Here is a 25,924-nt window from a genome sequence, read left to right as displayed (position 1 = left end):
ATAAAAATATTAGGGTTTCAAAATTGTGTCATTTTTTCTCCGTCTTAACCCTTTTCTGCTCCTCCGACGCGCCGCCTTCGTGTTTGTCTGTCACATCTTTCTTATCATTTTTGTTAAAGCGATAAGTAAACGCCAGTTTCAGCACTTGTGTTTGCCATTGTCCGCGCATCAGGATATCGATATTCTGGTAGCGGCTCGTGGCTTTGTATTTGTTCCAACCGAAGATATCGGATGCGCTCAGGCGGATGGTAGCCTGTTTGCCCAGGATATCTTTTTGTATGCCGGCATGCAGCGTACCAATGGGCTGCAATAAAAAGGTACCGTCAATGCTCCGGGAGGAATAAGTGCCCATAAACTGAAAGCCCCAGCCGTTCTTCAGTTTCACCTGCTGCATCAGCTGGCCGGTGAAAACGCCTGCCTTTAGTCTAAATGGTCCTTCATTAATCGTACCAGAATAATCATAATTGTTATAGTCCATATAGATAATGGTAACCATGTTATCTCCTATGGGTATCTGGGCATTGATGTTGGCGCCCAGCACCTTGCGGGTATTCAGGTTCTCCGGACGCTGATAGGTTTCATTCCTGGCGGCGTCCTGCAGGATGACGTCCTGAATAATATCCGTTGTTTTGTTATACAGCAACGTGGTGGTCAGTGCGCCTTCCCATATGCTATAGCTCAGTTCCACGTTATGGCTGTATTGTGGATTCAGGTAAGGATTCCCTTCATTGTAAGTGTACTGGTCGAGGTAGAAACGGAATGGGTTCATACTGCGATAATCCGGCCGTTCTATCCTGCGCCCGTATGTCAGTGTCACTTTACTTTCCTTGTCTACATCGTAGGCCAGGAAAGCTGTCGGGAAGAACTGCAGATAATTACGGGAGAATGTTTGCCCGTTGTTTTTCTGTTCTCCTGTAATCCACGTTTGTTCTGCCCGGAGGCCGGCCTGAAATTCCCAGCGATCGTGTTTGTGCCGGAGATTGAGATAAGCTGCATTGATATTTTCCTTGTAGAGAAAATGGTTACTCAGCGTATCGTTCTTTTTCCAGCCGGCAGTCACGCCATCGTAATACTGCGCGTTGTTATCGGTATTCACGAAAGATGTTTTCAGCCCTGCTTCCAGGCGTGTATTGACTGAAAACGGATGGGTATAATCTGCTTTCAGGCTATAGATGCTGATTTTTCCCGGCAGGTCTGCCCGGAACAACTTGTGCGGCGCGGCCTCGCTGCTATCGGGTTTATAATAACGGTTATCAAAATGCTGCTCGCTGGTGCTGTTGTACGACAAATAGTCAGCATTGACCAGCAGTTCATGTCCTACAGTATCAAACACTTGTTTCAGGCTAACATTCGCTTCCAGATTATCCCATTTACCGTCGGAGGTAGCTGGTGCGTCTACCCGGGTTGTCATCACGCCTTCACCGGTTTTCAAAAGCGTATTGTTGGTGCTAACGGCCGAAGAGGGATTATGAAACCCGCCTACTGCTACTCCTATAGTCGTTTTCGCACCGGCGTAATAATCCAGTCCCAGTTTCGCAGTGGTACTTTGTCCCGTTGTTTTGGTGTAAGTATGCTGATCATAAATGCTGGTGATTTTATCATCGCCGTTGCGGAAGTTACGGACAATATAATAATCTTCAAAACTCTTCCGGTAACTATAGCCGGCATTACCGTAAAAATTAACATGCTGGTTACTATAATTAAAGTTAAGGTTTTGTGTAGTGCCGGGGTATCTTCCCTGTAAGGCGGTCAGGACAATGTTTCCATTGAAACCACCGGTTTTCATCTTCTTTCTTCTGATATTAATGACGCCATTACCGGCAGCATCGTACTTTGCCGGTGGGTTGGACATGATCTCGATCTGCTCCAGTTGTGAAGCCGGCATATTCCGCAGGAAGGCGGTCAGCTCCCCTCCGGAGAGGTAAGCGGGCCTGTCGTCTATCATGACTTTCACGCCTTGTTTACCTTTGATGGAGATGCTGCCATTCTTATCTACCAGCACGCCGGGCAGTTTTTCCATCACTTCCATGGCGCTGCCGCCGGCAGCCATAATAGACGATTCCACGTTGACAACGGTACGGTCCAGCTGCTGTTCGATAAATGGTTTTTTAGCCGCTACGGTCACTCCTTTCAGGTTGCTGGCATCAGATTGCAGCATCGTATTGTCCAGCGCCACCTGTGGCTGGTCCAGGCTAAAAACAGGGCCATTCCACTCTTTGTATCCTATATAGGTAATGGTAATAAAATAGCGGTTGAACGGAATGCTCTCCAGCTGCCAGTTGCCGGTGGTATCGGACAAGGTCACTTTCACCAGGGAGGAATCGGTCGCTTTTTTGAGCAGGATGGTGGCAGCCACCACCGGTTGTTGCGAGGCATCGTGTATCTGACCGGTGATTTTACCGGTTTGTGCCTTCGCGGCAACGGATAACATCAGCAAAACCAACGGCAATACCCATTGTTTTGTCAGGCACTTCAGGAAACTGGGTGTCATAGTAGTGTTTTCTATGGTTATGTACATATGATGAATGGGGTTTCAGCTATGCTGCGGGGTTAACGCCACGTCGCGCAGGAGCATGGCTATATTCTGGAACTGATGCAGGATGAAGAAATGATTACCGGGGTAACGCAGCGCACGGACCTCCTTCTCTGTTTCGAGGGCCCATCCGGCCGCCTGGCTGGTGGTGACCTCCTCCGTCGTGCCGGTGATGGTCGTGATACCGGTGCGATATTTTCCTAAGGACTGATACTGGTAACATTCCAGCGCCTTCATATCTTCCCGGATCACCGGCAGAAAAAATTCCATCAGGTCCTGATCGGCCAACAGGGCGTCGGGCATTCCGCCCATCTGCCTCAGTTCTGTGATCAGCTGTTCATCAGACAAAAGATGCAGTTTCCGGCGCTGATCATTAAAAACAGGCGCTGCACAGCCGGTAACGAAGAAATGCAGCGGCAGCGGCTTCCACTCCTGCTGCAGCCGGTGCACCAGCAGGTTGCCCAGCACGGCGCCCATAGAGTGACCATACAATATATAAGGGGACCTTGTATGCGGTAACAGCTGCCGGTAAAGATCAGCTGCCATCGCGTGCATATCCGACAACAACGGCTCCGCCAACCGCTTGCCGCGGCCGGGCAGTTCCAGTGTCACCATATCCATAATCCGGCCCAGAAAAGGTTGCAGGTCGCGGAAAGCGTAACTGTTTCCGCCTGCATACGGGATACATATCAGGGTAGTTCTCTGTAACATCTCCAATACTTTTTTGATATCATTTTCTCATACAACAACCGGCAGATCACTGGCTGCATTGACCGGCGTATCACTGACAATCGTACCATAGTCGAATTTTATCAACCGGTCGCCACAATTGAAATAGGTATCGTCATGTGTCACCACAATAACAGTTTTACCCATCTGCTTTAATTCAGGAATAATTTTCTTATAGAAATAAGCCCTGAACACGGGGTCCTGCTCTGCGGCCCACTCATCCAGCACAATCACGTCTTTATCTTCCAGCATCACATAAATCAACGCGAGCCGTTTCTGTTGCCCTTTAGACAAATCCGCCCTGATTGATTTCCTGTCGTTGTCAAACACCACGATGTTTTCCAGTTCCATTTTACGCAGCCAGAACATCAACCGTTCGTTGTCCGGCACCAGCTCCAGGCCGTCGTAGTTTTCGTTAAAGAGCACGCTGTCTGTGAAGATGGCGGCAATACGGTTGCGATAACCGGGATAGGTCCTGTCATTGATCACCCGTCCGTTTAAGGCGATGGTACCGGAATGCGGCACATACAAGCCGGTCAGCAGGTTCACGAAAGTGCTCTTCCCGCTGCCATTGCCACCGGTGATGAAAATGCTCTCTCCTTTTTTAATATCCAGCGTAAGCGGCTTTAAACGGAAGGTCTCCGCTCTTCTTTCATCATAATATTCAAATGTCACGCCTTCAAAACGGATGCCTTCAAACTTGTCTCCGGCGTTGGCCAGGTCACCATGACCGATAGCGATCGCTTTGGACGCATTGATTTTCTGATGAAACTGTTCCAGCCGGTCGACCGCTATCTGCATTTGTGTAAACTCGCTGATACGGGCCACCACAATACCTACAGGCCCCATCAGGTACAGCAGCGTGGCAACAAACTGGTTACTGGCCACGTTGGTCATCTGCAGGAGCACAGGTAGCAGGAAGACGATAATACCGATCAACAGATACCATAAATAATTACCCATCAGTTCATTGCCCATAAATTTGATCAATGTTTTGATGGTCAGTTCTTTTACCCGATGCCTGTTTTGGGAGATATATTTCAGGAAGATATTATCGCTTCGCGTGATGCTCATTTTCACGTCTTTAAAACCACGCAGGAAATCATTGACGTTCTGCTGGTAGATATTGGCCAGGTCACGCACGGTATTAAGGTCTTTGCTGATAGACAGGTTACGGATGTAATACACTACCGCCAGCGTAACGAGCACGCCCAGGATCAGTAAGGCGCCCATAAAATTGGTATAGAATAAAAAAGCCAATCCTATCAACACCATCACAATGGAGTTAAATGTTTCTATAAACACATTGGGAAAACGTTGCAGGGTTGTTACATCTGCTGTGGCGGTACGTACTTTTTCTTCTCCCAGCTTAATATATTCTTCATAATCTGAAAACCGCAGTTTTTCAAACACCGATAATCCCAGGTCATTGCCTAATTCATAGGTAAGCCGGATGGTGTAGGATTGAAAGGCCCTGGCGGTAAAAAAAGATACCAGGATCATGGCCACATATATCTGCCAGTCATATCCCCGCACGAATGGAAGAGGCGTTCCTGCTATCTTACTGTTGATCAGCAACAGCAGGCCCATAGACCATACGCTATTGATCATTCCCAGCAATAGCAACAGGATATAAAACAACTTCGATTTTTTCTGAAGCAAGCTTATTAGTCTCATACGGTCCCGGTTCTAAGGGTTATTGGATTAATGAATGTCAAAAAGAATGCTGCCCGGGCCGTAGCCCAGGGCAGCGTATTTCACCTAGTGTACTGACAACTGTTCGTTGAGGTATTGTGCCAACGGTCCGGCGTTCTCCTGCTTTAGCATGGAGAAGTGATCGCCCGGGGCGGTAAATACCTTTACTGTTTTCGTATGGGCGTCCCATCCAAGGCTTTCCCCTTTATCTTTCCATTGGGCAGATGCGGCCTTTACAATGTGCAGACCGGCATTGGTTTGCCCCTCTATCAGGTAAGCATTCAACACCTCAATGTTGCTTACCTTGATATCCGTTAACCGCATGATAAAGTCCACATGCGCCCGTTTATCGTCACTTATCTTTCCTTTCAGGTAGTTGGAGATAAATGGCACTACCGCCTTCATGTCCAATGGCCGCACCAGTTGCTTCAAGTCGGTCACCCAGTCGGGTGGCGTAGTGGCGATGATATTATTCTCATGCAGCACCTCCACCACGGAGTCGTAGAAGATATCCTGGTAAGTGATAGCGCCTTGTTGCAGCACGTCGATATGTCCCGGGTGAGCATCTGCATCCAGTATGGCCGCAAAGGCAACGGTTTCTCCCGCAGCTTCCAGCTGGCGCACCATCTCATACAGCACATATGCACCGAAGGAATGGGCAATGAAACGATATGGACCATGTGGTTGCAGTGCTTTTATCCAACGGATATTTTGTGCAGCGATAGCGGCGATTGTATAGAGCGGGCGTTCTCCTTCCATCACGCCCGGCATTTGTATACCGTATACAGCGGCGCTGGCGGTGAGCCCCTTGGCCAGTTCATCGTACCCGTCAGCCAATCCATCCTGACCCGGTACAATAAATACCGTCGTCCGGCTATTGCTTTTGTTTAACGGGATGATGTGGCTTTCTTCGGTAGCGGTTTGTTCACCTGCGGCGGGTGTATCCAGACTGGCGGCCAATCCTGCTATGGTAGGCGTCTCGAAGATATTGCTGAGCGCAATTTCTTTACCCAGCTTGCGGCGGATAGCAGCGATCAGACGGATGGATAACAGTGAGTGACCACCCAGCGCGAAGAAGTCGTCATGAACACCCACCTGGTCTACCTCCAGCAGCTGTTGCCAGATGTCTGCCAGCACTTCTTCCGTTTCATTGCGGGGCGCCACATAAGCATTTTCAGACAATGTGCCTGCGTCCGGATCAGGTAAGGCTTTCCTGTCTACTTTACCATTAGGGGTTACCGGTATCTTATCGATTTTAATTAACAGAGATGGCACCATGTAGTCCGGCAGCTTGCTTTCCAGATAAGCGATGATGGCCGCGCGGTCGAATGTGCCGTCCGGCAGCACATAGGCGATCAGCGATTTGTTGTCGGTGCTGCCTTTGGCCACTACCACAGCCTGACTAACGCCTTCGCACTGTTCCAGCGCGTTTTCGATTTCACCCAGCTCAATGCGGTAGCCGCGTATTTTCACCTGGTCATCTATTCTGCCCAGGTATTCGATGCTGCCGTCCGGCAGCCAGCGGCCGAGGTCACCGGTCCGGTACAGGCGGGCGTCTTCTTTTCCGGAGAAAGTATCCGGGATGAATTTTTCCGCCGTCAGTTCAGGACGATAGAGATATCCTCGTGCCACGCCTTCGCCACCGGCGCAGATTTCGCCGGTTACCCCTACCGGGCACAGTTCCCCGTGCGGGTCCAGCATGTACACCTGCACCTGTGCCACCGGGTTACCGATCACGATGGTGTCGCCCCGAAGCGGATCGTCGGTGAGGCTGGTACAAACGGTATTCTCCGTAGGGCCGTAAGCGTTAATAACGCGGATGCCTTTGGACTGGAAGTATTTAGCATCTTCGCGGTTCAGCGGTTCACCGGCAGACACGATGGTTTTAATCGTCCCCAGTTCTTCGCGGATGGTATGCTGGTATGACGGTGGCAATACCACCAGTTCTACCTGGTGTTTGCGTACCATATCGCCGAATTTATCAGCGGCCAGCAGGTCTTCTTTCCGGGGGAGTACAAGGCTACCACCACTTAACAGGGTATTGAAGATTTCGTAGCAGGATGCATCAAAGCCGAAAGCTGCAAACTGCAATGTTCTCATACCAGGTATTAATCTGAGGGATGCTGCCTGGCTCAGGGCCAGGTTTACTACACTTTTGTGTTCGATCATTACGCCCTTGGGGTTGCCTGTACTGCCGGATGTATAAATAACGTAGGCGAGATGACGTGGTGCGTGAACAACAGCCGGCGCCTGTGTTGGCTGGCTATTGATCATTCTGCGGTCGGCATCTGTTCTGATGATGTGAATGTGTGCGGGAGTATCCAGTTCATCCGCCAGCTCACGGCTGCTGACCAGCATCGTGGCGTGGCTGTCTTCCAGCAGGTAGGTGATCCTGGCCGCCGGATAAGACGGATCGATAGGGAGATACGCCCCTCCCGCTTTCAGGATACCTAATATCGCGATGATCATTTCAGGTGAACGTTCCATACAAACAGGCACCAGTGTTTCCTGTTGCACGCCTTTACCCGCCAGGTAATGTGCCAGCTGATTGGCGCGGATGTCCAGTTCCTGATAGGTAAGCACCTGCTCTTCAAACAGCAGCGCAATGCTTTCCGGTGCTACCGCTACCCTTTCTCTGAACAGGTCTATAATGGTTTTCTCCGCAGCGTCGTAAGTTACGGGCATGGCGTTGAAGTCCACCGCAATATGCGCTTGTTCTTGTTTGTTCAGCAGCACAATATCACGGATGCTGGCAGCCGGGTGGCCCACTATAAACTCCAGCACCTGTTGGAAATGTCCGCGCAGGGCCGTTACATACACGCGGTCCAGCAACGCGGTGTTGTATTTGAACCTCACCGCTACCGACTCGCCCACCACTGCCGCAATGCCCAAAGGATAGTTGGCATGGTCGCGCATCTCGATATTATCCATCTGCAGCTGCCACTGGTGGGTGCTCAGCAGATCGCTGACCGGATAGTTTTCAAATACCAGGAAGTTGTCGAACAAGTCTCCCGGTATTTCCATCCAGCGCTGCATATCATTGAGCGAGGTATATTGATGTTCGCGGCTCTGCACCTGCTGCTGCTGGATTTGCTGCAGCCAGGCGGCAATGCCCTGCTCTCTGTCGATGGTGGTATGGAAAGGCAGGGTATTGATATACATGCCCACGCGTTTTTCCACGCCAGGCAGATCGTCGGGGCGACCGGAAACCGTTACGCCGTAGGTAACCTGCTGTTGACTGGTATAGCGATATAACAGGTACGCCCATACGGCCTGTATTACGGTATTGACAGTGATACGGTGTTGTTGCGCGTAGGACAACAACTGCTTCGCCTTCGCTCCTTCCAGCTGCATTTCCTGCACTTCGTAGATACCCTTGCCTTTGGTGCGTTCTGCCGTGGCGCTGATGAAAGGCAACAGCGTACCGCTGTCTGCCGATGCCAGGTAGTTTTTCCAGTAGGCCATCTCTTCCTCCTGATCACGACGCTCGAGGTAGCGGATATAATCTTCGTACTTCTCTTCTTCTGTCACCACCGGTTTTTTACCGGCCATCAGCTGATCGTATGTTTGCAGCAATTCTTCCACGGCCACCGACCCGGACCAGCCATCCAGCAACAGGTGATGGAACGTCCATACCATGCGGTACTGTTCATCCGCCAACCGTATCAGGGCGATGCGCATCAGCGGCGGCGTGTTGAAATCGAAGCCTTTCACCAGATCGGCCGCCTCGTAGGCTGTCCATGCAGCTTCCTGCGCGGCAGCGTCCATCTGCCGGTAGTCCAGCTCATCGAATGGTATGGTCACCTGCTGCTGTACGCACTGTACCGGAATCCGGAACACATTGGCGAAGAAACTGCTGCGCAATACACTATGATGCTGTACCAGGTGTTGCCAGCTTGCTTTTAACACCGGGATATCCGGCGCATCGAGGGTGCAGCAAAGCTGTTGTATGTAGATGCCATCGCTGCTGTTATACAATCCATGGAACAACATCCCCTCCTGCAAACTGCTCAACCTGTACAGGCCTGTGATATGGTTTCTCCGGGTTCCGCCGCCGGCATGCGGCGCATCGAGGAACTGGTCCAGTTCCGTATTGGTCACGATATCTCCCAAACCATAATCCGATGGTGTGAACACGGGTTGCAGATTCGCCTGGGCTACCGCGTGGGCAATCAGCTGCTGCAACTGTGCACGGTACTTCTCTGCCAGCGCCTGTATCGTACTGCCGTGATAGTGATGAGTACTATAGCTCCAATACAACACCAGTTCTCCATTTTCCACGGAGCCGTTTACGGAAATTTTATGGCGGACTTTCACATCCGTGGTGTTACCGGTACCGGGGGCTTCCGGCGCAGCACTGAACCATTTACTGTTTCTTCTGGCAGCATCTACCTGCCCGAGGTAGTTAAAGGTAATGTCCCACGGATCTCTGCCTTGTAAGGCCTCCTCATTATTGATATATTTCAGGACACCATAACCGATGCCTTTTTGTGGCAACTGCCTCAGTTGTTCCTTGATCTCTTTTAATAAGATACCGGGTGCGGTGTCCGCGCTATTGTTCAGCCATACAGGATACAGACTGGTGAACCAACCCACCGTATTGCTGATATCGATGTTAGCGGAAATTTCCTCACGGCCATGGCCTTCCAGACCTACCACCACACCGGCGCCGTTCCAGGCGTGCAGCGCGGTAGACAAGGCAGTCAGCAGCATGTCGTTGATTTCTGTATGGTAGGCTTTCGGCGCTTCCTGCAACAACAGCTGTGTCAGGGTGGCGTCCAGGTGCATGACATAGGTATCCATATCATTGCCGGTCAGCTCACCATGGTAGGGCTTATCAACTTTCAGCGGATGGTACTGTTGCACGATATCCTGCCAGTAGTCACGTTGCTGCAGCAGCGGCTTACGCTGTCCATATTCCACCAGCGCCTGTTGCCATTCGCGGTAGGAGCTGGTTTTATGGGCGGCTGTCACCGGCGTTCCTTTGGAAAGGCTGTCCAGCATGATTTCCAGGTCGTCCTGCATAATCTGCCATGACACACCATCTACCGCCAGGTGATGCACGATAATGAGCAGGCGGTTGGCTGCTTCGGAATCAGGGGTTAAAAACAGCACGGCACGTACCAGGATTCCCTGTTCCGGCTGCAAACTGGCCTGGAACTGATCGCAGTAGTTGGCCAGTGTGGCGGCATAATCCGCGGCATCGATATCGCGCAGGTCCACTACTTCCAGTTCGCCGGCATAGTTGCCGTAATGCTGCCGCCAACCATTGTGTTTATGGGTGTATGTAAAGCGGAGGCTATCATGACGGAGCAGTAATTGTTGCACCGCGGTCTCTGCTATCGTAGCATCGATTTGTTTATCGATCCCAACAAATAACTGTTGAATAAAATGTTTGGCGATCGTTTCGTCTTCGAGGTACCACTGCTGGATAGGCGTCAGTCCGCTGTTGCCGGTGAGTACGCCCTGTTCGCTGCGAATGACTTTCTCTTTGCCGGTGGCCAGCGATGCGGCCAGTCCGGCGATGGTCTGGTGCACAAACAGGTCTTTCGGTTTCAGATCGTATCCAAAACGTTTGGCCCTGCCCACCACCTGAATGGTGATAATCGAGTCGCCGCCCAGTTCGAAGAAGTTATCATTTCTGCCGATGTTCTTCACCCCCAGCAATTCTTCCCAGATAACGGCCAAGGTTTGTTCCACCTCGCCGTTTAGGACAGCGCGGGTATGGGTAGTGGCGGTGTATGGCTCCGGCAATGCAGCCTTGTCTACTTTCCCGTTGGCGGTGACCGGTATTCTTTCCATCGCCACCAGTAAGGATGGCACCATATACGGCGGCAGTTTGTCTTTCAGCGACGCCAGTATCTGGTCCTTTTCGAAAGTGCCCTGCGGCACTACGTAGGCGACTAAACGTTTATGCCCGTTGTCATCTGTTTTCACCAGCACTACTGCCTGGGTGACGAAACCACTTTGCAGCAGGGCGTTCTCAATTTCTCCCGGTTCTATACGATAGCCACGGATCTTCACCTGGTCATCTATCCTGCCCAGGTATTCGATGTTGCCGTCCGGCAGCCAGCGACCGAGGTCACCGGTGCGGTACAGACGGGCACCCGGCTGACCGCTGAAATGGTCTGGTATAAATTTCTCCGCCGTGAGGGTGGGACGATACAAATACCCGCGTGCCACGCCGGCGCCACCGGCACAAATTTCGCCGGCCACGCCTATCGGGCACAGCTCACCCTGCTGGTCCAGTATATATACCTGTCCATTGGCCAGTGGCTTACCAATAACAACGGTATCGCCTTGTAACGGACTATCTGAGATACTGGTGATGACGCTGTTTTCCGTAGGGCCGTAAGCGTTAAATACACGGATGCCTTTCGACTGGAAATATCTTGTGTCTTCACGGTTCAGGGCTTCACCGCCGGAGATGATAGTTTTGATGGTACCCAGTTCCTCCCGGATGGTATGCTGGTAAGAAGGCGGCAGCAGCAACAACTCCACCTCGTGTTGTCTCACCATTTCGCCAAACTTATCGGCCGACAGTAAGTCTTCTTTGTGTGGGATCACCAGGCAGCCACCACTCAACAAGGTGCTGAAGATCTCGAAGCAGGAGGCATCGAAGCCGAAGGCCGAGAATTGCAATACCCGTATTCCCGGTTTCAATGGCAGTACCGCTTCCATATTCAGGGCCAGGTTCACCAGTCCTTTATGCTCGATCATCACTCCTTTCGGATGGCCCGTACTACCGGAGGTATAGATCACATACGCGAGATCGTCCGGCGCAGGAGTGGTGCCGAGCGTGATGCCTGGCTCTCCTTTGATCGCCATCCAGTCATCATCTGTATTAATCAGCTGAATATGTGCGGGTATGTCCATGCGCTTCACCACGTCGCTACTGCTGATCATCATCGTGGCACGGCTGTCTTCCAGCAGGTAGCTGATACGCGCGGCCGGATAGGACGGGTCAATCGGGAGATAACCTCCGCCGGCCTTCAGTATCGCCAATATGGCCACCACCATGTCCAGGGAGCGTTCCAGGCAAACCGGCACCAGGGTTTCTTTCTGTACTCCTCTGCTCACCAGGTACAACGCCAGCTGATCAGAACGTTTATCCAATTCCTGATAAGTAAGCGCCTGTGTTTCATATACCAGCGCCGTCTCTAGCGGAATGAGGGCCACCCGTTCTTTAAACAGGTCTATGGCTGATTTCCCGGCAGGGACCAGCGGCTGTGCGGCAGTATTAAAGGTGACGGCTATACGTTCCTGCTCGTTCTTGTTCAGCAGCACCACATCCCCGATTTTCGCAGCAGGATACCGGACAATGTATTCCAGCACCTGTGTGAAATGATCGCTGATTTGTGCGATGTAAGCCGGAGACAACAGGGTAGTATTATACTGCAACAGGATGGTAATCTCCTGTCCTACGCCTATCGTAATACTCAACGGATAGTTGGTATGTTCTTCTACCTGTAGCTGTTCTATCTGTAACTTCCAGGGGTAAGAAAGTGTTTCCTCATCCACCGGATAGTTTTCATATACCATCAGCGTATCGAAGAGATCTCCGGTAACAGGGGTATACCGCTGACTGTCACGTAACGGCGTGTATTGGTACTTGCGGCTTTGTACCTGCGCCGCCTGGATGTCACGCAGCCAGTCGGTGACAGACAGGTCTGGGGCCACCGCGATATGCACCGGCAATGTATTGATGTACATGCCCACCTTTCTCTCGATGCCTGGCATATCATCCGGGCGGCCGGACACGATGGCGCCATAAGCCACGTGCTGATTGCCGGTATAACGGTACAACAGGTACCCCCACACGCCCTGCATCAGGGTGTTGACGGTAAGACGGTGTTGCTGCGCATAGGCGGTAATGACACGTGTCTGAGCAGCATCCAGTACTACCGGCGTGGTTTTGTACAGTCCCTGCGCTTTTGTTCTGTCTGCACTGTTGATAAACGGCAACAGGGTGCTGTTGTCAATACCGGCCAGGTAGCCGCGCCAGTAGGCACCCTCTTCGTCTTTATTCCTGCGGTCCAGGTAGCGGATATATTCTTCGTAATGATCGATGGCAGTTTCTTCGGGTTGTTCTCCGGAGGCCAGCGCTTCGTAGGTACGCAGCATCTCCTCCAGCAATACCGGCATAGACCAGCCATCGAGCAACAGGTGATGATAAGTCCACACCATGCGGTAGGTATCATCCTGCAACTGAATAAGGCTCATCTTCATTAACGGCGGCGCGGTAAAATCCATGCTCTGTTGCAGCACCTCCGCTTCATGGGCGGTCCAGGCGGCTTCCTGCGCGGCGGCGTTCAGATGACGGTAGTCCAGTAACGTCACCGGCAGTTGCGCCTGACGGTACACGCATTGTACCGGCACATGGAAGGCGTCATGATAAAATGCGCTGCGCAGGATGGTATGCTGCTGTAACAGGTGTTGCCATGTTTCGATGAAAGCATCGATGTCTGTTTGATGCAGCAGGTAGGTAAACTGTTCCGTGTAGGCGTCTACGGTATTGTCATACAAACCGTGGAACAGCATGCCTTCCTGCAGGCCGCTCAGGCGGTACATCGCGGTGATTTCCTCGCGGCGTTTGGTGCCGCCAGGCATCGGCATGTCCAGGAACCGGTCCAGCTCTGTATTGCTCACCAAACCACCCAGTCCGTAGTCGGATGGCGTCAGCAGCGGCTGTTGCGCTGCCTGTGCTACCGCCTGTAAGATAATGGTTTGCAGTTCATCGATATACCGCTTCGCCAGCTTCGCGATGGTATCGCTGTTATAATGTTTACTGCTATAGCTCCAGTCCAGCACCAGCTCTCCGCCGGTCACCATACTGTTCACCGCTATTTTGCGGCGTACGGTGTAGTCATCTCCCGCATCTGCGCCGGCTGATTCGTCTGTAATGGTAAACCATTTACCACCGCTGGCAACAGTATCAAACTGGCCGAGGTAGTTGAAGGTAATATCCCAGGGATCATTGCCCTGTAAGGCTGCCAGCTTATTGAGATATTTCAGTACGCCGAAGCCAATGCCTTTGTCGGGGACCTGGCGTATCTGCTCTTTCAGGTTGCGCACCAGTGTACCGGCATCTCCCATGGTATTACCGGGCAACAATACCGGATAAAGACTGGTGAACCAACCAACAGTATTGCCCACATCGATTCCTTTGTCGATGTCTTCCCTGCCATGCCCTTCCAGTCCGATCAGCACATCGCTGTTGGCCCAGCCATGCAGCGCCAGCGCGAGGGTACTTAACAGTACATCGTTGATCTCCGTACGGTAGGCCGCCGGTACTTCGTGTAATAATTTCTGTGTAAAGGAGGCATCCAGTTTCACCTGACAGCTCTCCATATCTTTTATCCGCAGCACGCCGTCGTAGGCTTTATCTACCGGCAAAGGCTGATATTGCTGCACGATGCCGGACCAATAATCTGCCTGCTTCAGCAAACGGTCTATCTGTCCATATTTCACCAGCGCCTCATGCCACTGCCGGTAAGAACTGCTTTTTTTGCCGAGCGATACCGGCTCGTTGCGATACAGGCCGTCGATCAAACGTTCCAGGTCTTCCAGCAGTATACGCCATGACACCCCGTCTACGGCCAGGTGATGGATGGCCAGCAGCAAACGGTTATGTGTGTCTCCCGCAGGTGTTAAGAACAATACAGGGCAGATACAACTACCTTTGCTGACGTCGATATTGCGTTGGTAGCTATTGCCATACGTTTCCAGCATTCCCGGCAGCTCCTGCAATGATTCCGTCTGTAGGTTCACGATATGTAGCATCGCCTCGGTAGCGCTGTATGCCTGCTCCCATCCGTTGGCACCCTGCGTGTATTTGAATCGCAGGCTGTCATGGTACTGTACCAGTTGCATGATAGCGGCAGACAAGGTGGAGGAAGGAATACGTTTATCTATCTTCAGCAACATGCTCTGGTTGAAATGAGACGGCGCGGTGCCTTCTTCTTTCTCAAAATACCATTGCTGTACCGGCAAGAGGCCACAGCTGCCGCTTTGCACTTCCTGATCGGCAGAAAGGGCCGTAGCGGCGCCTTTACGGGCAGACATCACCGCGTATAACATGGCGATAGTCTGATAATCGAACAGGTCGCCCACCTGTAATTCGTAGCCGGCTCTTCTCACCCGGCTCACCACCTGGATGGTGATGATAGAATCACCGCCCAAAGCGAAGAAGTTGTCGTTGATCCCTACTCTTTCTACGCCCAGCAGCGCTTCCCAGATACCGGCCAAGGTACGTTCCACCTCGTTGCGCGGCGCTACATAACTATCCGTTTGCAGGTCCTGTCCATCAGGGTCCGGCAGTGATTTTTTATCGACCTTGCCGTTTGCCAGCAGCGGGAAATAATCCAGTACCATCAACAGGGATGGCACCATATAATCCGGCAGCTGCGATGTCAGCTGCTGCAGTATCTCTTCTTTATCTACATCCTCTTCCGCCACTACATACGCCACCAGTCGTTTGTTGTCGAGATGATCTTTTTTGACGATCACCACGGCCTGTTTCACCGTAGCACAGTTGTTCAGTGCTCTTTCTATCTCGCCCAGCTCGATACGGTAACCCCGTATTTTCACCTGGTCATCGACACGGCCCATAAAGAGGATATTGCCGTCCGGGAGATATTTCACCATATCACCGGTGCTGTATAACCTGCCGTTGGGGGTAAACGGATCCGTGATAAACTTAGTAGCGGTCAATGTTTCATTATGGAGATATCCTTCCGCAACGCCTTCCCCACCGATATACAACGCGCCGGGAACGCCTACCGGGCATAACTGCAGCTCGTTGCTGAGCACATATACCTGTGTGGCAGAGAAAGGTTTACCTACCGGAATAGTTTCGCCGTAGGTGGCATCCCTGTCCACGATGTGCAACAACTTGCCGATGGTCGTTTCCGTAGGTCCGTAGTGGTTAACCACCACACAGTCCCTGCTTGCCGCGTAGACAGCCGTTGCCACCGAAGACTCCAACGCTTCACCACCAAAGATCAGCAGCTTCTCCGGTAACAGTAACCGGTCCTGCAAACACAATGCTTTCCAGTGGGAAGGCACTATTTTCATACAGTCTATCGGATGTTTGTCCAGATAGTTATATAGCAGCGTAGTGTCCTGTACCATCTCTTTAGAGAAGATGTGTAAAGCGCCACCATTGGCCAGCGCACCAAAAATCACGGTATTACCGAGGTCGGTGGCCATACTGGACATCAATCCAAAAGAGCGGCATTCCTTTATCGGTAATGCATGGGTAAGACCGGAGATGTAATCTGCCAGGTTGCCATGCGTCACTACTACGCCTTTAGGCTGACCGGTACTACCGGACGTATAAATCACATATACGGGATGCTCCGCCCGGGTAATGCCGGGTATATTATCCGTTCCATGTACTTTAATATCATTCCAGTCATCATCCAGTAAGATGATATCCGCAGGACCCGCTTTTAATTTGTCCGCATATTTACCAAGGGTGATGATATTGGAGGCGTCAGTATCTTCCAGCATAAAGCGGATACGATCTTCCGGAAAATCCGGCTCCACCGGTACATAGGCGCCGCCTGCTTTCAGGATGCCCAATATGCTGACAACCATGTCTGCCGAACGTTCCATACAAACCGGCACCAGCGTGCCCGCTTTCACTCTTCTGCTTCTTAGGTAATGTGCCAGACAATTGGCGCGTTCATTCAGCTCCCGATAAGTAAAGGCGTGATCGTCAAACACTACAGCTATAGCATCCGGCAAACGATTGGCCTGCGCTTCAAACAGGTCTACAAAAGTGATCTGTTTCGTATATTCTTTCTCGTAAGTACCTTTTACGGACAAGAGCTGTTGTTCTTCCGTAGCCGTAAGCATCGGCAACAGCGCTATGTGCTGCGCCGGCGATGACACCACCGCCTGCAACAGTTGCTGGAAATGCCCCACCATGCGGGCTACTGTAGCTTCATTAAACAGGTCGGCGCAATATACCACCGTTCCATTCAGGCCGTCCTCATCTTCATCCATGCTGAATACGAGATCGAACTTGGCGGAAGTATGTGCTACCGTTTCTTCTGACAAAACAACATCACCGAATTGGAGGTCCGGCTGGTTCACGTTGTTCTGCAAACCGAATACCACCTGGAATACCGGCCGGTGGCTTCTGTCGTTGTCCACCACTACCTGGTCCACTATTTTTTCAAATGGCACTTCCTGGTGTTCAAAGGCATTCAGGGTGGTTTGTTTCACCTGTTGCAACAGGGAGCGGAAAGAAGGATTATCGCTCAGGTTCACCCGCAACGCCAGCATGTTCACGAAGAAGCCGATGAGGCCTTCTATTTCCTGCTGTGTTCTGCCGGCTATCGGGCTGCCTACGCAGATGTCTTCCTGTCCGCTGTAGCGGTGCAGCATCACATTGAAGGCGGTGAACAATGTCATGAAAAGGCTCACGCCTTCCTGGCGGCTCAACTGATGCAGCTGCGTGGTGAGCTCGGCAGGCAGTTGGAAGCTGACGGCGCCTCCCCTGGTGCTTCTCACCGGTGGTCTTGGGTAGTCCAGCGGTAAGTTCAATGGCGTGATGCCTCCCAGGTTCTCTTTCCAGTAAGCCAGTTGTTTATCCAGTATGTCACCGGTGATATAAGTCCGTTGCCAGATCGCATAGTCTGCATACTGAATATCCATTTTGTCCAGGTGCACTTTGGCGCCTGTAGATGCGGCCATGTAAAACGCTACCAGTTCTTTCACCAGAATACCGGTAGACCAGGCATCAGAAGCGATGTGGTGGGTGGTGATGATCAGGATGTGTTCCTCAGCGCCCAGCACGACCAGGTCGGCCCGCAACATATGATCTGCTGATAAATCGAACGGCGCATCTGTTACCTTTTTGATGAAGGCTTCCAGGGCGGCCGGATTTTCTTTATATGCCGGTTGATCGGTGATGTTTAATGTCCAGTTGTCCTGCTCCAGTATGTATTGATAGCCGCGGCCATCATTTTGCCGGATCACGGTCCTTAGTACCTCATGCCGGTTCACCACGCTGCGCAGTGCGGTGGACAAGGCTTCGATGTCCAGTGAGCCGCGCAGCCGTAATACTGCCGGTACGTGATATTGCACGCTGCCTTCCAGCTGATCTATAAACCAGAGACGTTCCTGTGCGAAGGAGAGCGGGATACGGTTGGGCCGTTTTACCGCTTTTACGCCCGGCAAAGATGTTTGTCCGGTTTGCTGCTGTAGAAAGGCTGCCAGTTCCTCCATCACGGGGTACAGGAATATGGACCTGACGGTTGTTTCCACGCCCATCTTGTTCCGCAGGGCGGCTGCCATACGCATGGACAACAGGGAGTGTCCTCCCAGTTCAAAGAAGTTATCGTACACGCCTACACGCGGCAGCTGCAGTAATTCCTGCCAGATATCTGCCAGCACCTGCTCCATTTCATTCCGTGGCGCTACATAGGTGCGCTGTGGCAATAAGTCGGTCGGCAATGCCTGCAATGCTTTCCTGTCGGCTTTTCCATTGGCCGTTAACGGCATTTTATCTATTGCTGTGAAGAAAGATGGTATCATGTATTCGGGTAACCGGCTGCGGAGATAAGCGACGATCTCTTCGCGCTTAAAGCTGCCATCGGGCACCACGTAGCCTACGAGGGATTTATTACCATCAGGGCCGGTTTTAGTTAATACCACCGCTTCTTTTACCAGTGGGCACTGCGTCAGCATATTTTCGATCTCTCCCGGTTCTATGCGGAAGCCGCGTACTTTCACCTGGTCGTCGATACGGCCGAAGTATTCGAGCGTGCCGTCCGGCAGCCACCGGCAGATATCGCCGGTACGGTATAACCTCCCTGCGGTAGCTGACAGCAACGGATGCCGGATGAATTTCTCGGCGGTCAGCTCCGGACGGTTCAGGTACCCGCGGGCCACCTGTATTCCTCCGATATGCAGCTCCCCGGGTATGCCTGCCGGCGCCAGGTTTCCGGCCCTGTCAAGGATATAGAGAGGGGTATTGGCCACCGGCGCGCCAATAGGCACCATATCTACCGGTAAGCCCCGTTGGGCATGCCAGCAGGTGACATCAATAGCCGCTTCCGTAGGGCCGTATAGGTTATACAAGGCTGCTGTCTGGAATTTCTCATGGAAACGCACCACCTGCTGCGGCTTCAGCGCTTCACCGCTACACAGCACCCTGCGCAGGGATGCACAGGCATGGGCCGGCATATCGTCCAAAAATGCGTCCAGCATAGATGGCACAAAGTGGAGGGTGGTGATCTGATGTGCGGCGATCACGTCGCGCAGGTAGCCGGCTTCCTTATGTCCGCCCGGTTTGGCAAACACCAGCTTAGCGCCTGCTGTCAGTGACCAAAACAATTCCCAAACGGATACGTCGAAGCAGAAAGTTGTTTTCTGCAATACGGCATCGCCGGCACCCAGTTTGAAATAATCCTGCGTCCATAACAAACGGTTCACTACACCTGCATGTTCGTTCATCACCCCTTTAGGCTGCCCGGTAGAACCGGAGGTATAAATCATATAAGCCAGGTGATGAGGCGCCAACGATGTTTCAACGGGCGTTACCGGTTCCCTGGAAATGATGTCCCATTGTGCATCCGGTAGAACAAGTGAAACATTCTCCGCTACAGCCGTCAGTTTATCGGCGCTGGTGATATCCGTCAGCAGCATGCCGGCGTCAATATCGTTCAGCATAAAGCGTATCCGGTCTTCCGGATACTCCGGATCGATGGGAACGTAGGCGCCGCCTGCCTTCTGGATGCCCAGTATCGCGACGATCATGGTTGCGCTACGGTCCAGGCACACCGGCACCAGCGTATCTTCCCGGACACCTTTCTTCCTTAAATAATGACCAAGCTGATTGGTTTGCTCGTTCAGCTCACGGTAGGTCAACTGTCTATCTTCCGCTACGATAGCCACCGCATCAGGGGTCAGCAACACCTGCTGATGGAACAGATCAATAATGGTCTTATCGCGCGGATAATCCGCTACATGACTGTTAAACGCCGCCAGCAGCTGTTCTTCCTCTGCGGTAGTGGTTATGCGCAGCGCATTGATATGAGCCGCCGGCGCGCTTATAATGGAACGCAGCAGCTGCTCAAAATGCTTCATCATCTGTTTAATCCTGTCGGCATTAAACAAATCCGTGCAATATTCAGCATAACCACGGATGCCATCTGCCTGTTCTTCCAAAGAAACGGTGATGTCACACAACGTGGTTTTATGAGATACTTCTTCATAAGCCAGATGCAGATCCCCCAGCAACAATTCCGGCACGGGTGGCGTATTCTGCAAGATGAACATGGTCTGATACAAAGGACTACGGCTCATGTCGCGGTCCTTCACCACCTGCTCTACTATTTTCTCAAACGGTACCTGCTGGTGCTCGTACGCGTCCAGCGTGGTGTTTTTCACCTGTTGCAACAGGGAGAGGAAAGAAGGATTATCACTGAGATCGGTTCTCAAAGCTACCGTATTCAGGAAGAAGCCTATCAGCCCTTCTGTTTCCTGCTGCGTTCTGCCAGACACCGGGGAGCCCACGCAAATATCATCCTGGCCGCTATAGCGTTGCAGCAATACGTTGTAGGCCGTCAGCAGGGTCATAAACAGGGTAACGCCCTGTTCTTTGGAGAACTGCTGCAGCTGGCCGGTTAATTCCTGATCCAGATGGAACCAGCTGATAGCGCCATTAAACTGTTGCACTGCCGGGCGGGTATGATCTGTTGGCAGTTCCAGCGGCGGCATGTTGCTCAGCTGCTGGTTCCAGTACGCCATCTTCTCATGGAGAACGGTCCCTTCAAAACTATTACGCTGCCAGAGGGCGTAGTCGGCATATTGTATTTCCGGTTTCTCCAGTATAGGCGCACGTTTCTCTGCATAGGCGCGGTACAGCTCCACCAGCTCTTTTACCAATATGGAGATGGACCAGCCATCGCAGGCGATGTGGTGAATCGTGAGCAACAACAGATGTTCGTCTGCCGCCAGCGGGAGCAGATGCGCTCTCAGCATATGATCGCGACAGAGATCAAAGGGTGCGTCTGCAAGGCTGCTCAGCAATTGCTTTAAGGCGCCTTCGTCAGACAGCTCCGGTGTGGCCGCCACCAGCGTCAGTTGCCACTGGTCTTTGTCCATCACCTGCTGCCAGGCGACGCCATCTTTAGGGGCGATAACGGTACGTAATACTTCGTGTCCGTTCACGATGTTACGGAGCGCATATTCGAGGCCTTGCACGTCCAGGTTGCCATGCAGTCGTAATATCACCGGCATATGATAAGGCACGGTGCCCTGCAGCTGGTCGATGAACCACAAACGTTCCTGGCTGAATGACAGCGGAATGCTGGCTGGTCTCGGTCCGGCGATCAGCGGCGGCAGGTGCGACCCTTTCTCCTGTTGTTGCAGATATACTGCCAACAGGGCGATGGTAGGATAGATGAAGAAATCTTTCACTGTCAGCTCCACGTCCATGTCTTTCCGCACGGCGGCCACCACGCGGGTAGCCAGCAGCGAGTGGCCACCTAATTCAAAGAAATTATCCTGTATGCCTACACGATCTACTCCCAGCAGATGTTGCCAGATATCGGCCAGTCGTGCTTCTGTTTCATTGGTGGGCGCCACGTAGTTAATGAGGCGTTTGCGTTGTATATCTTCCCAGGCCGCCAGGAATTTACGGTCTACCTTGCCGTTACCGGTCAGCGGCAACTTCTGCAAGGCCACAAAATCGGCCGGCACCATGTATTCCGGCAGGCGGTCCAGGAGTTGCTGTTTGATATTTTTCTGCAGCGATTCACAGATATCGGTGAACAACGGCACGTTTGTTTTCACGGTGTCAGCGAAGCTGATGCTGTTACTGTAGGATTGGTCCACAAAACCATCGAACGGATCACGTTCTATCAGCAGGTTTACTTTCAACGGATCTTCATCCAGGAAAAAGCGATAGCTGTAGCCGGCGGCGGTGGCTTCGCTCAGTATTTCATTCACGGTATGGGTGACCGCATCAGGCTCATTGATATAGTCGGATAAATCACCTACGTTGTTGAACAGATGGTTCTTCAGCGCATGTTCCAGCATCCTTTCTCTCCACACGCGATGGCCCGGCACATCCTGCAATGCGATCACCGGGATACGGTTCGTCAACTGATCGAGAATAGTGCTTTTATCCGCAATGAGGTCCCATGGCTGCCAATCCGGCTGCAATACAGGTTGCTCCGTACCGATGTGCATGATCACTGTATAACGGTAAAGGCTCAACTCATTGATATAATCCCCTTGCTTCCATACAATTTCTACATGGGTAATTTCCGGGAAGCGGGTTTGCAGGTGATAAAAATAGGCCGGGGAAAAACACAACTCTTCTTCTTTTAACACCTCCTGGTCTACGCTCCATTCAAATTCACGGGTGCTGGTTTTATCATGCAACTTGTCCAGCTGCAGGCGGCGTTTGAAAGAAGGCAACAAACGCAGGTCACGTACGTCGCCTACCACAATGCGGCCTTTCCCTTTCAACAGCGTAATGGCTTTGGCCAGCACGTCGGTCATGTAAGCCGCGCCCGGGAAATACTGCACAATAGAGTTTAAGATCACCAGGTCGATCTCTTCTTTTTCATCCAGGATGATTTCATGGGCAGCACATAGTTTCATTTCTGTATCCGGATAACGGCGCTCCCCTTTGGCGATGCGGCGCAGGATCTGTTCTACCGACACACGGGAGAAGTCCGTACCGATATATCGTTCTATATGGTCAGCAATCGGATAATAGATCAATCCCGTACCAGAACCAATTTCCAGTACCCGTTTAGGTTTCAGGGCTATGATCAAACGGGTAATATCGTCTACCCATTGCTGCATGTTTGCTGCGGGGATAGCTCCGCTGGTGAAACTGTCGTTCCAGCCGGTGATATTGAATTCTTCATCCAGGTCTTCTATCTCGTCAGTTTTACTGTAAGCCGTATCGTACAGAGCGCGCCAGCTGGCAATCTGCAACTGCGACAGCTCATATTCTTTCTGTTGCAGGGTTTCCTGCTGCGGCACATAATAGCTCACCAGTCTCTTTTCGCCACTGTGTTGCTGTTTTACCACCACGCAGCTGTCGCCTATTTCGGGCAGGTTGTTTAACACGCGTTCTATCTCTCCCGGCTCTATGCGGTGACCGCGGATCTTCACCTGGTCGTCTATTCTGCCTGCATAGGCGATCGTGCCGTCCGGTAGCCAATAGGCCTTATCACCGGTACGATACCAGCGGCCGGGTGTGTCTTCCAGCGTCACATATTTTTCGGCAGTTAATTCTTCTTTGTTGACATACCCCAACGACACACCATCACCACCCACATAAATTTCACCGCTCACACCGATGGGCACCAGTTGTTTATTTTCATCCAGTATCCGGATGCTGGTATTGGCCATCGGAGCACCGATAGGAACAGAGATTTTTCCGGTAACATCATTCACCTCGTAGCAGGTAGCGGCCACGGTTACTTCCGTAGGGCCGTACATGTTAACCAGCTTGTCCTGTCCCAGCACCGCCAGCGCTTTTTCCAAATGCGGCAGCGAGGCTTTTTCGCCGCCGAACAGGATTTTCCGCATGGGTTTCAGTCCCAGCACCTGGTTATCGACGAAGTTGTGGAACAACGCCGTCGGGAACAGCGCGATGGTAATTTTCTCCGCAGCGATGATCCTGGACAATTCAAACACATCGATGGCCGCATCGTCTTCCACCATACACAGGCAGGCGCCGTTGAGCAGCGCACTGTAAATATCAAAGGTGGAGCCGTCAAACGCGTAGTTGGAACATTGCAGCAGTCGGTCGGTAGGCAGTACCGAGGTAGCGCCACGGTCAAACGCCAGATTGATTAGGTTTTTATTGGTGATGGCAATCCCTTTAGGACGGCCAGTGGTGCCGGAAGTATACATCACATTCACGCAGGCGTCCCCGCCAGTGCGTATGCCCGGCGGCGTTATAGCGCTTTTACGCGCCGCGGAAATATCCAGTCCTGCGGTAAACGCGCTCATACCGGAAGTATGGAACAATTCTTTGCTGGTATATAACAACGTAGTGATACCCGCATCTTCCATCATGCCCTGCAAGCGGTCGGCGGGATAGCCGGTATGGAAGGGTGCGTAGGCATTGCCACTTTTCAAAATGCCCCAGATGCCCACGATCATTTCTATGCCGCGTCTCGACAACAGCGCAATGGTATTACCCGGCTGAATGCCCTGCTCCGCCAGGTAATTCGCTACCTGGTTGGCCTGCTCGTCCAGCTCTCTGTAGGTCAGCAGCTTTTTACCAAAGGTAACCGCCGGCGCATCCGGCGACACCGCCACCTGTCCTTCGAAAATAGATACCACGCTTTCTGCGGAGGGATACAGCGTGGCGGTGTCATTAAATGACACCTGCAATTGATTCACCTCTGCTTCACTGAGCATATTCAGCATGCCAATAGGCGTAGCAGGATGGTCCACCGCCGATTGCAGCAGCACCTGGAAATGCTGTACCATGCGCTGAATGGTGGCTTCGCTGAAAATATCCGTGTAATACTCTACTTCCACTTCTATCCCATCAGCCCCTTGTTCCATCGACCAGGAAAGGTCGAACAAGCTGGTGGTACGCATAATTTTTTCGTCCTGCATCACCACCTCTCCCATCTTCAGTTCTTTGGTAGGTGGTACGTTCTGCAACACAAAAACGACCTGGAACAGCGGGTTTTTGCTGATATCGCGCTCTCCCATCACCGCTTCCACCACTTTCTCAAAAGGCACTTCCTGGTGCTCATAGGCATCCAGCAATGTGTTTTTCACCTGTTGCAATAACGTGGCAAAATCCGGGTTACCACCCAGATCTGTACGCAACACCAGTGTATTCACAAAGAAACCGATCAACCGCTCCATTTCCGTTCTCATCCTGCCGGCCACCACGCCGCCGATGCTGATATCTTCCTGTCCGCTGTAGCGGTACAACAATACTTTGAAGGCCGCCAGCAACGTCATGTACAACGTAGCGCCATGCTCCTGTGATAATTTTTCCAGCGCCGCGGTCAGTGACTGATGAATATGAAAAGTCACCAACGCGCCCCGCGTGCTCTTTACGGCCGGACGTTCGTAGTCGGTAGGCAGATTTAATAACGACGCGCCATCCAGTTGTTTTTTCCAGTACGACAACTGTTTATCCATCATATTCCCGGCCAGGTACTTGCGTTGCCACACGGCATAGTCAGCGAACTGAATATCCAGGTTGTCCAGTACCGGTTCTCTTTTGGTAGCTGCCGCAGTATAGGCTTCGTTCAATTCATTCACGAGGATGGCGGTAGACCAGCCGTCAGAAGCGATATGATGCATCACCAGCACCAGCAGGTATTCTTCTTTCCCCAGCTGTATGAGATGAGCACGCAGCATATGGTCGTTGAAGAGGTCGAATGGTATTTGTACCAGCTCATCGATATACGCCTGCAAAACGTCCGCCTCTTCGTATCCGGAAGTGCCGTCAATGATATCCAGCTCCCATTGATCTTTTTCCAGCACGCGCTGCCAGGCATGACCATCTTCCAGGTGTATCACGGTACGCAGCACTTCATGACGGTTCACCACGGTGCGCAGGGCGTAGTGGAGAGCAGCAACATCCAGTTTACCTTTCAGCCTCAATGCAGCGGGAATGTGGTATTGCACGCTGCCTTCCAGCTGATGGATAAACCAAAGACGGTCCTGGCTGAATGACAAAGGCACGGGGCCGTTGTCATGCTCACGGGCTTCTTTGATGCTGCCAGAGAAATGTTGCGCTGGTGTAGCAGATGTATGTTTCTTAAAATAGGCGATCAGTGATTGTTTATTGTCTCTTAATTTATCGAGGAAACCAGCATCAATCTCTTTGTCTTCATCGGCTTCCACCAATAAATTATCGTCTTCCCAGGAAACTCTTATTCCGCTACCGTGGGCCTCGTTTAACAGATCAATTATTTCATTGAGATTAAAATCAAACATCGTGAATGG

Annotated in this window: 4 protein-coding genes; all 4 read right to left on the bottom strand. The window is 51.9% G+C overall.

Annotated features, from left to right (window positions below; translation table 11 throughout):
* Positions 1 to 28 precede the first annotated feature (28 nt).
* Complete coding sequence (locus ICL55_RS02940) at positions 29 to 2,491, bottom strand: outer membrane beta-barrel family protein (RefSeq protein ID WP_188094543.1); 2,463 nt, start codon at positions 2,489 to 2,491, stop codon at positions 29 to 31.
* A 42-nt stretch (positions 2,492 to 2,533) separates the two neighbouring features.
* Positions 2,534 to 3,244: a thioesterase II family protein gene (locus tag ICL55_RS02935; protein ID WP_188094542.1), complete on the bottom strand. Its 711-nt coding sequence runs from the start codon at positions 3,242 to 3,244 to the stop codon at positions 2,534 to 2,536.
* Positions 3,245 to 3,271: 27 nt separating this feature from the next.
* Positions 3,272 to 4,939: a cyclic peptide export ABC transporter gene (locus ICL55_RS02930; RefSeq protein WP_188094541.1), complete on the bottom strand. Its 1,668-nt coding sequence runs from the start codon at positions 4,937 to 4,939 to the stop codon at positions 3,272 to 3,274.
* 84 nt (positions 4,940 to 5,023) lie between these two features.
* Entirely contained in the window at positions 5,024 to 25,915 is a 20,892-nt protein-coding gene (locus tag ICL55_RS02925) for a non-ribosomal peptide synthase/polyketide synthase (protein WP_188094540.1), read from the bottom strand.
* Positions 25,916 to 25,924: the final 9 nt, after the last annotated feature.

The organism is Chitinophaga varians (assembly GCF_014529945.1).
Taxonomy (GTDB): Bacteria; Bacteroidota; Bacteroidia; order Chitinophagales; family Chitinophagaceae; genus Chitinophaga; species Chitinophaga varians.
The sequence above is the reverse complement of the archived record's forward strand: the minus strand, read 5'-3'. Positions and strand labels throughout refer to the sequence as shown.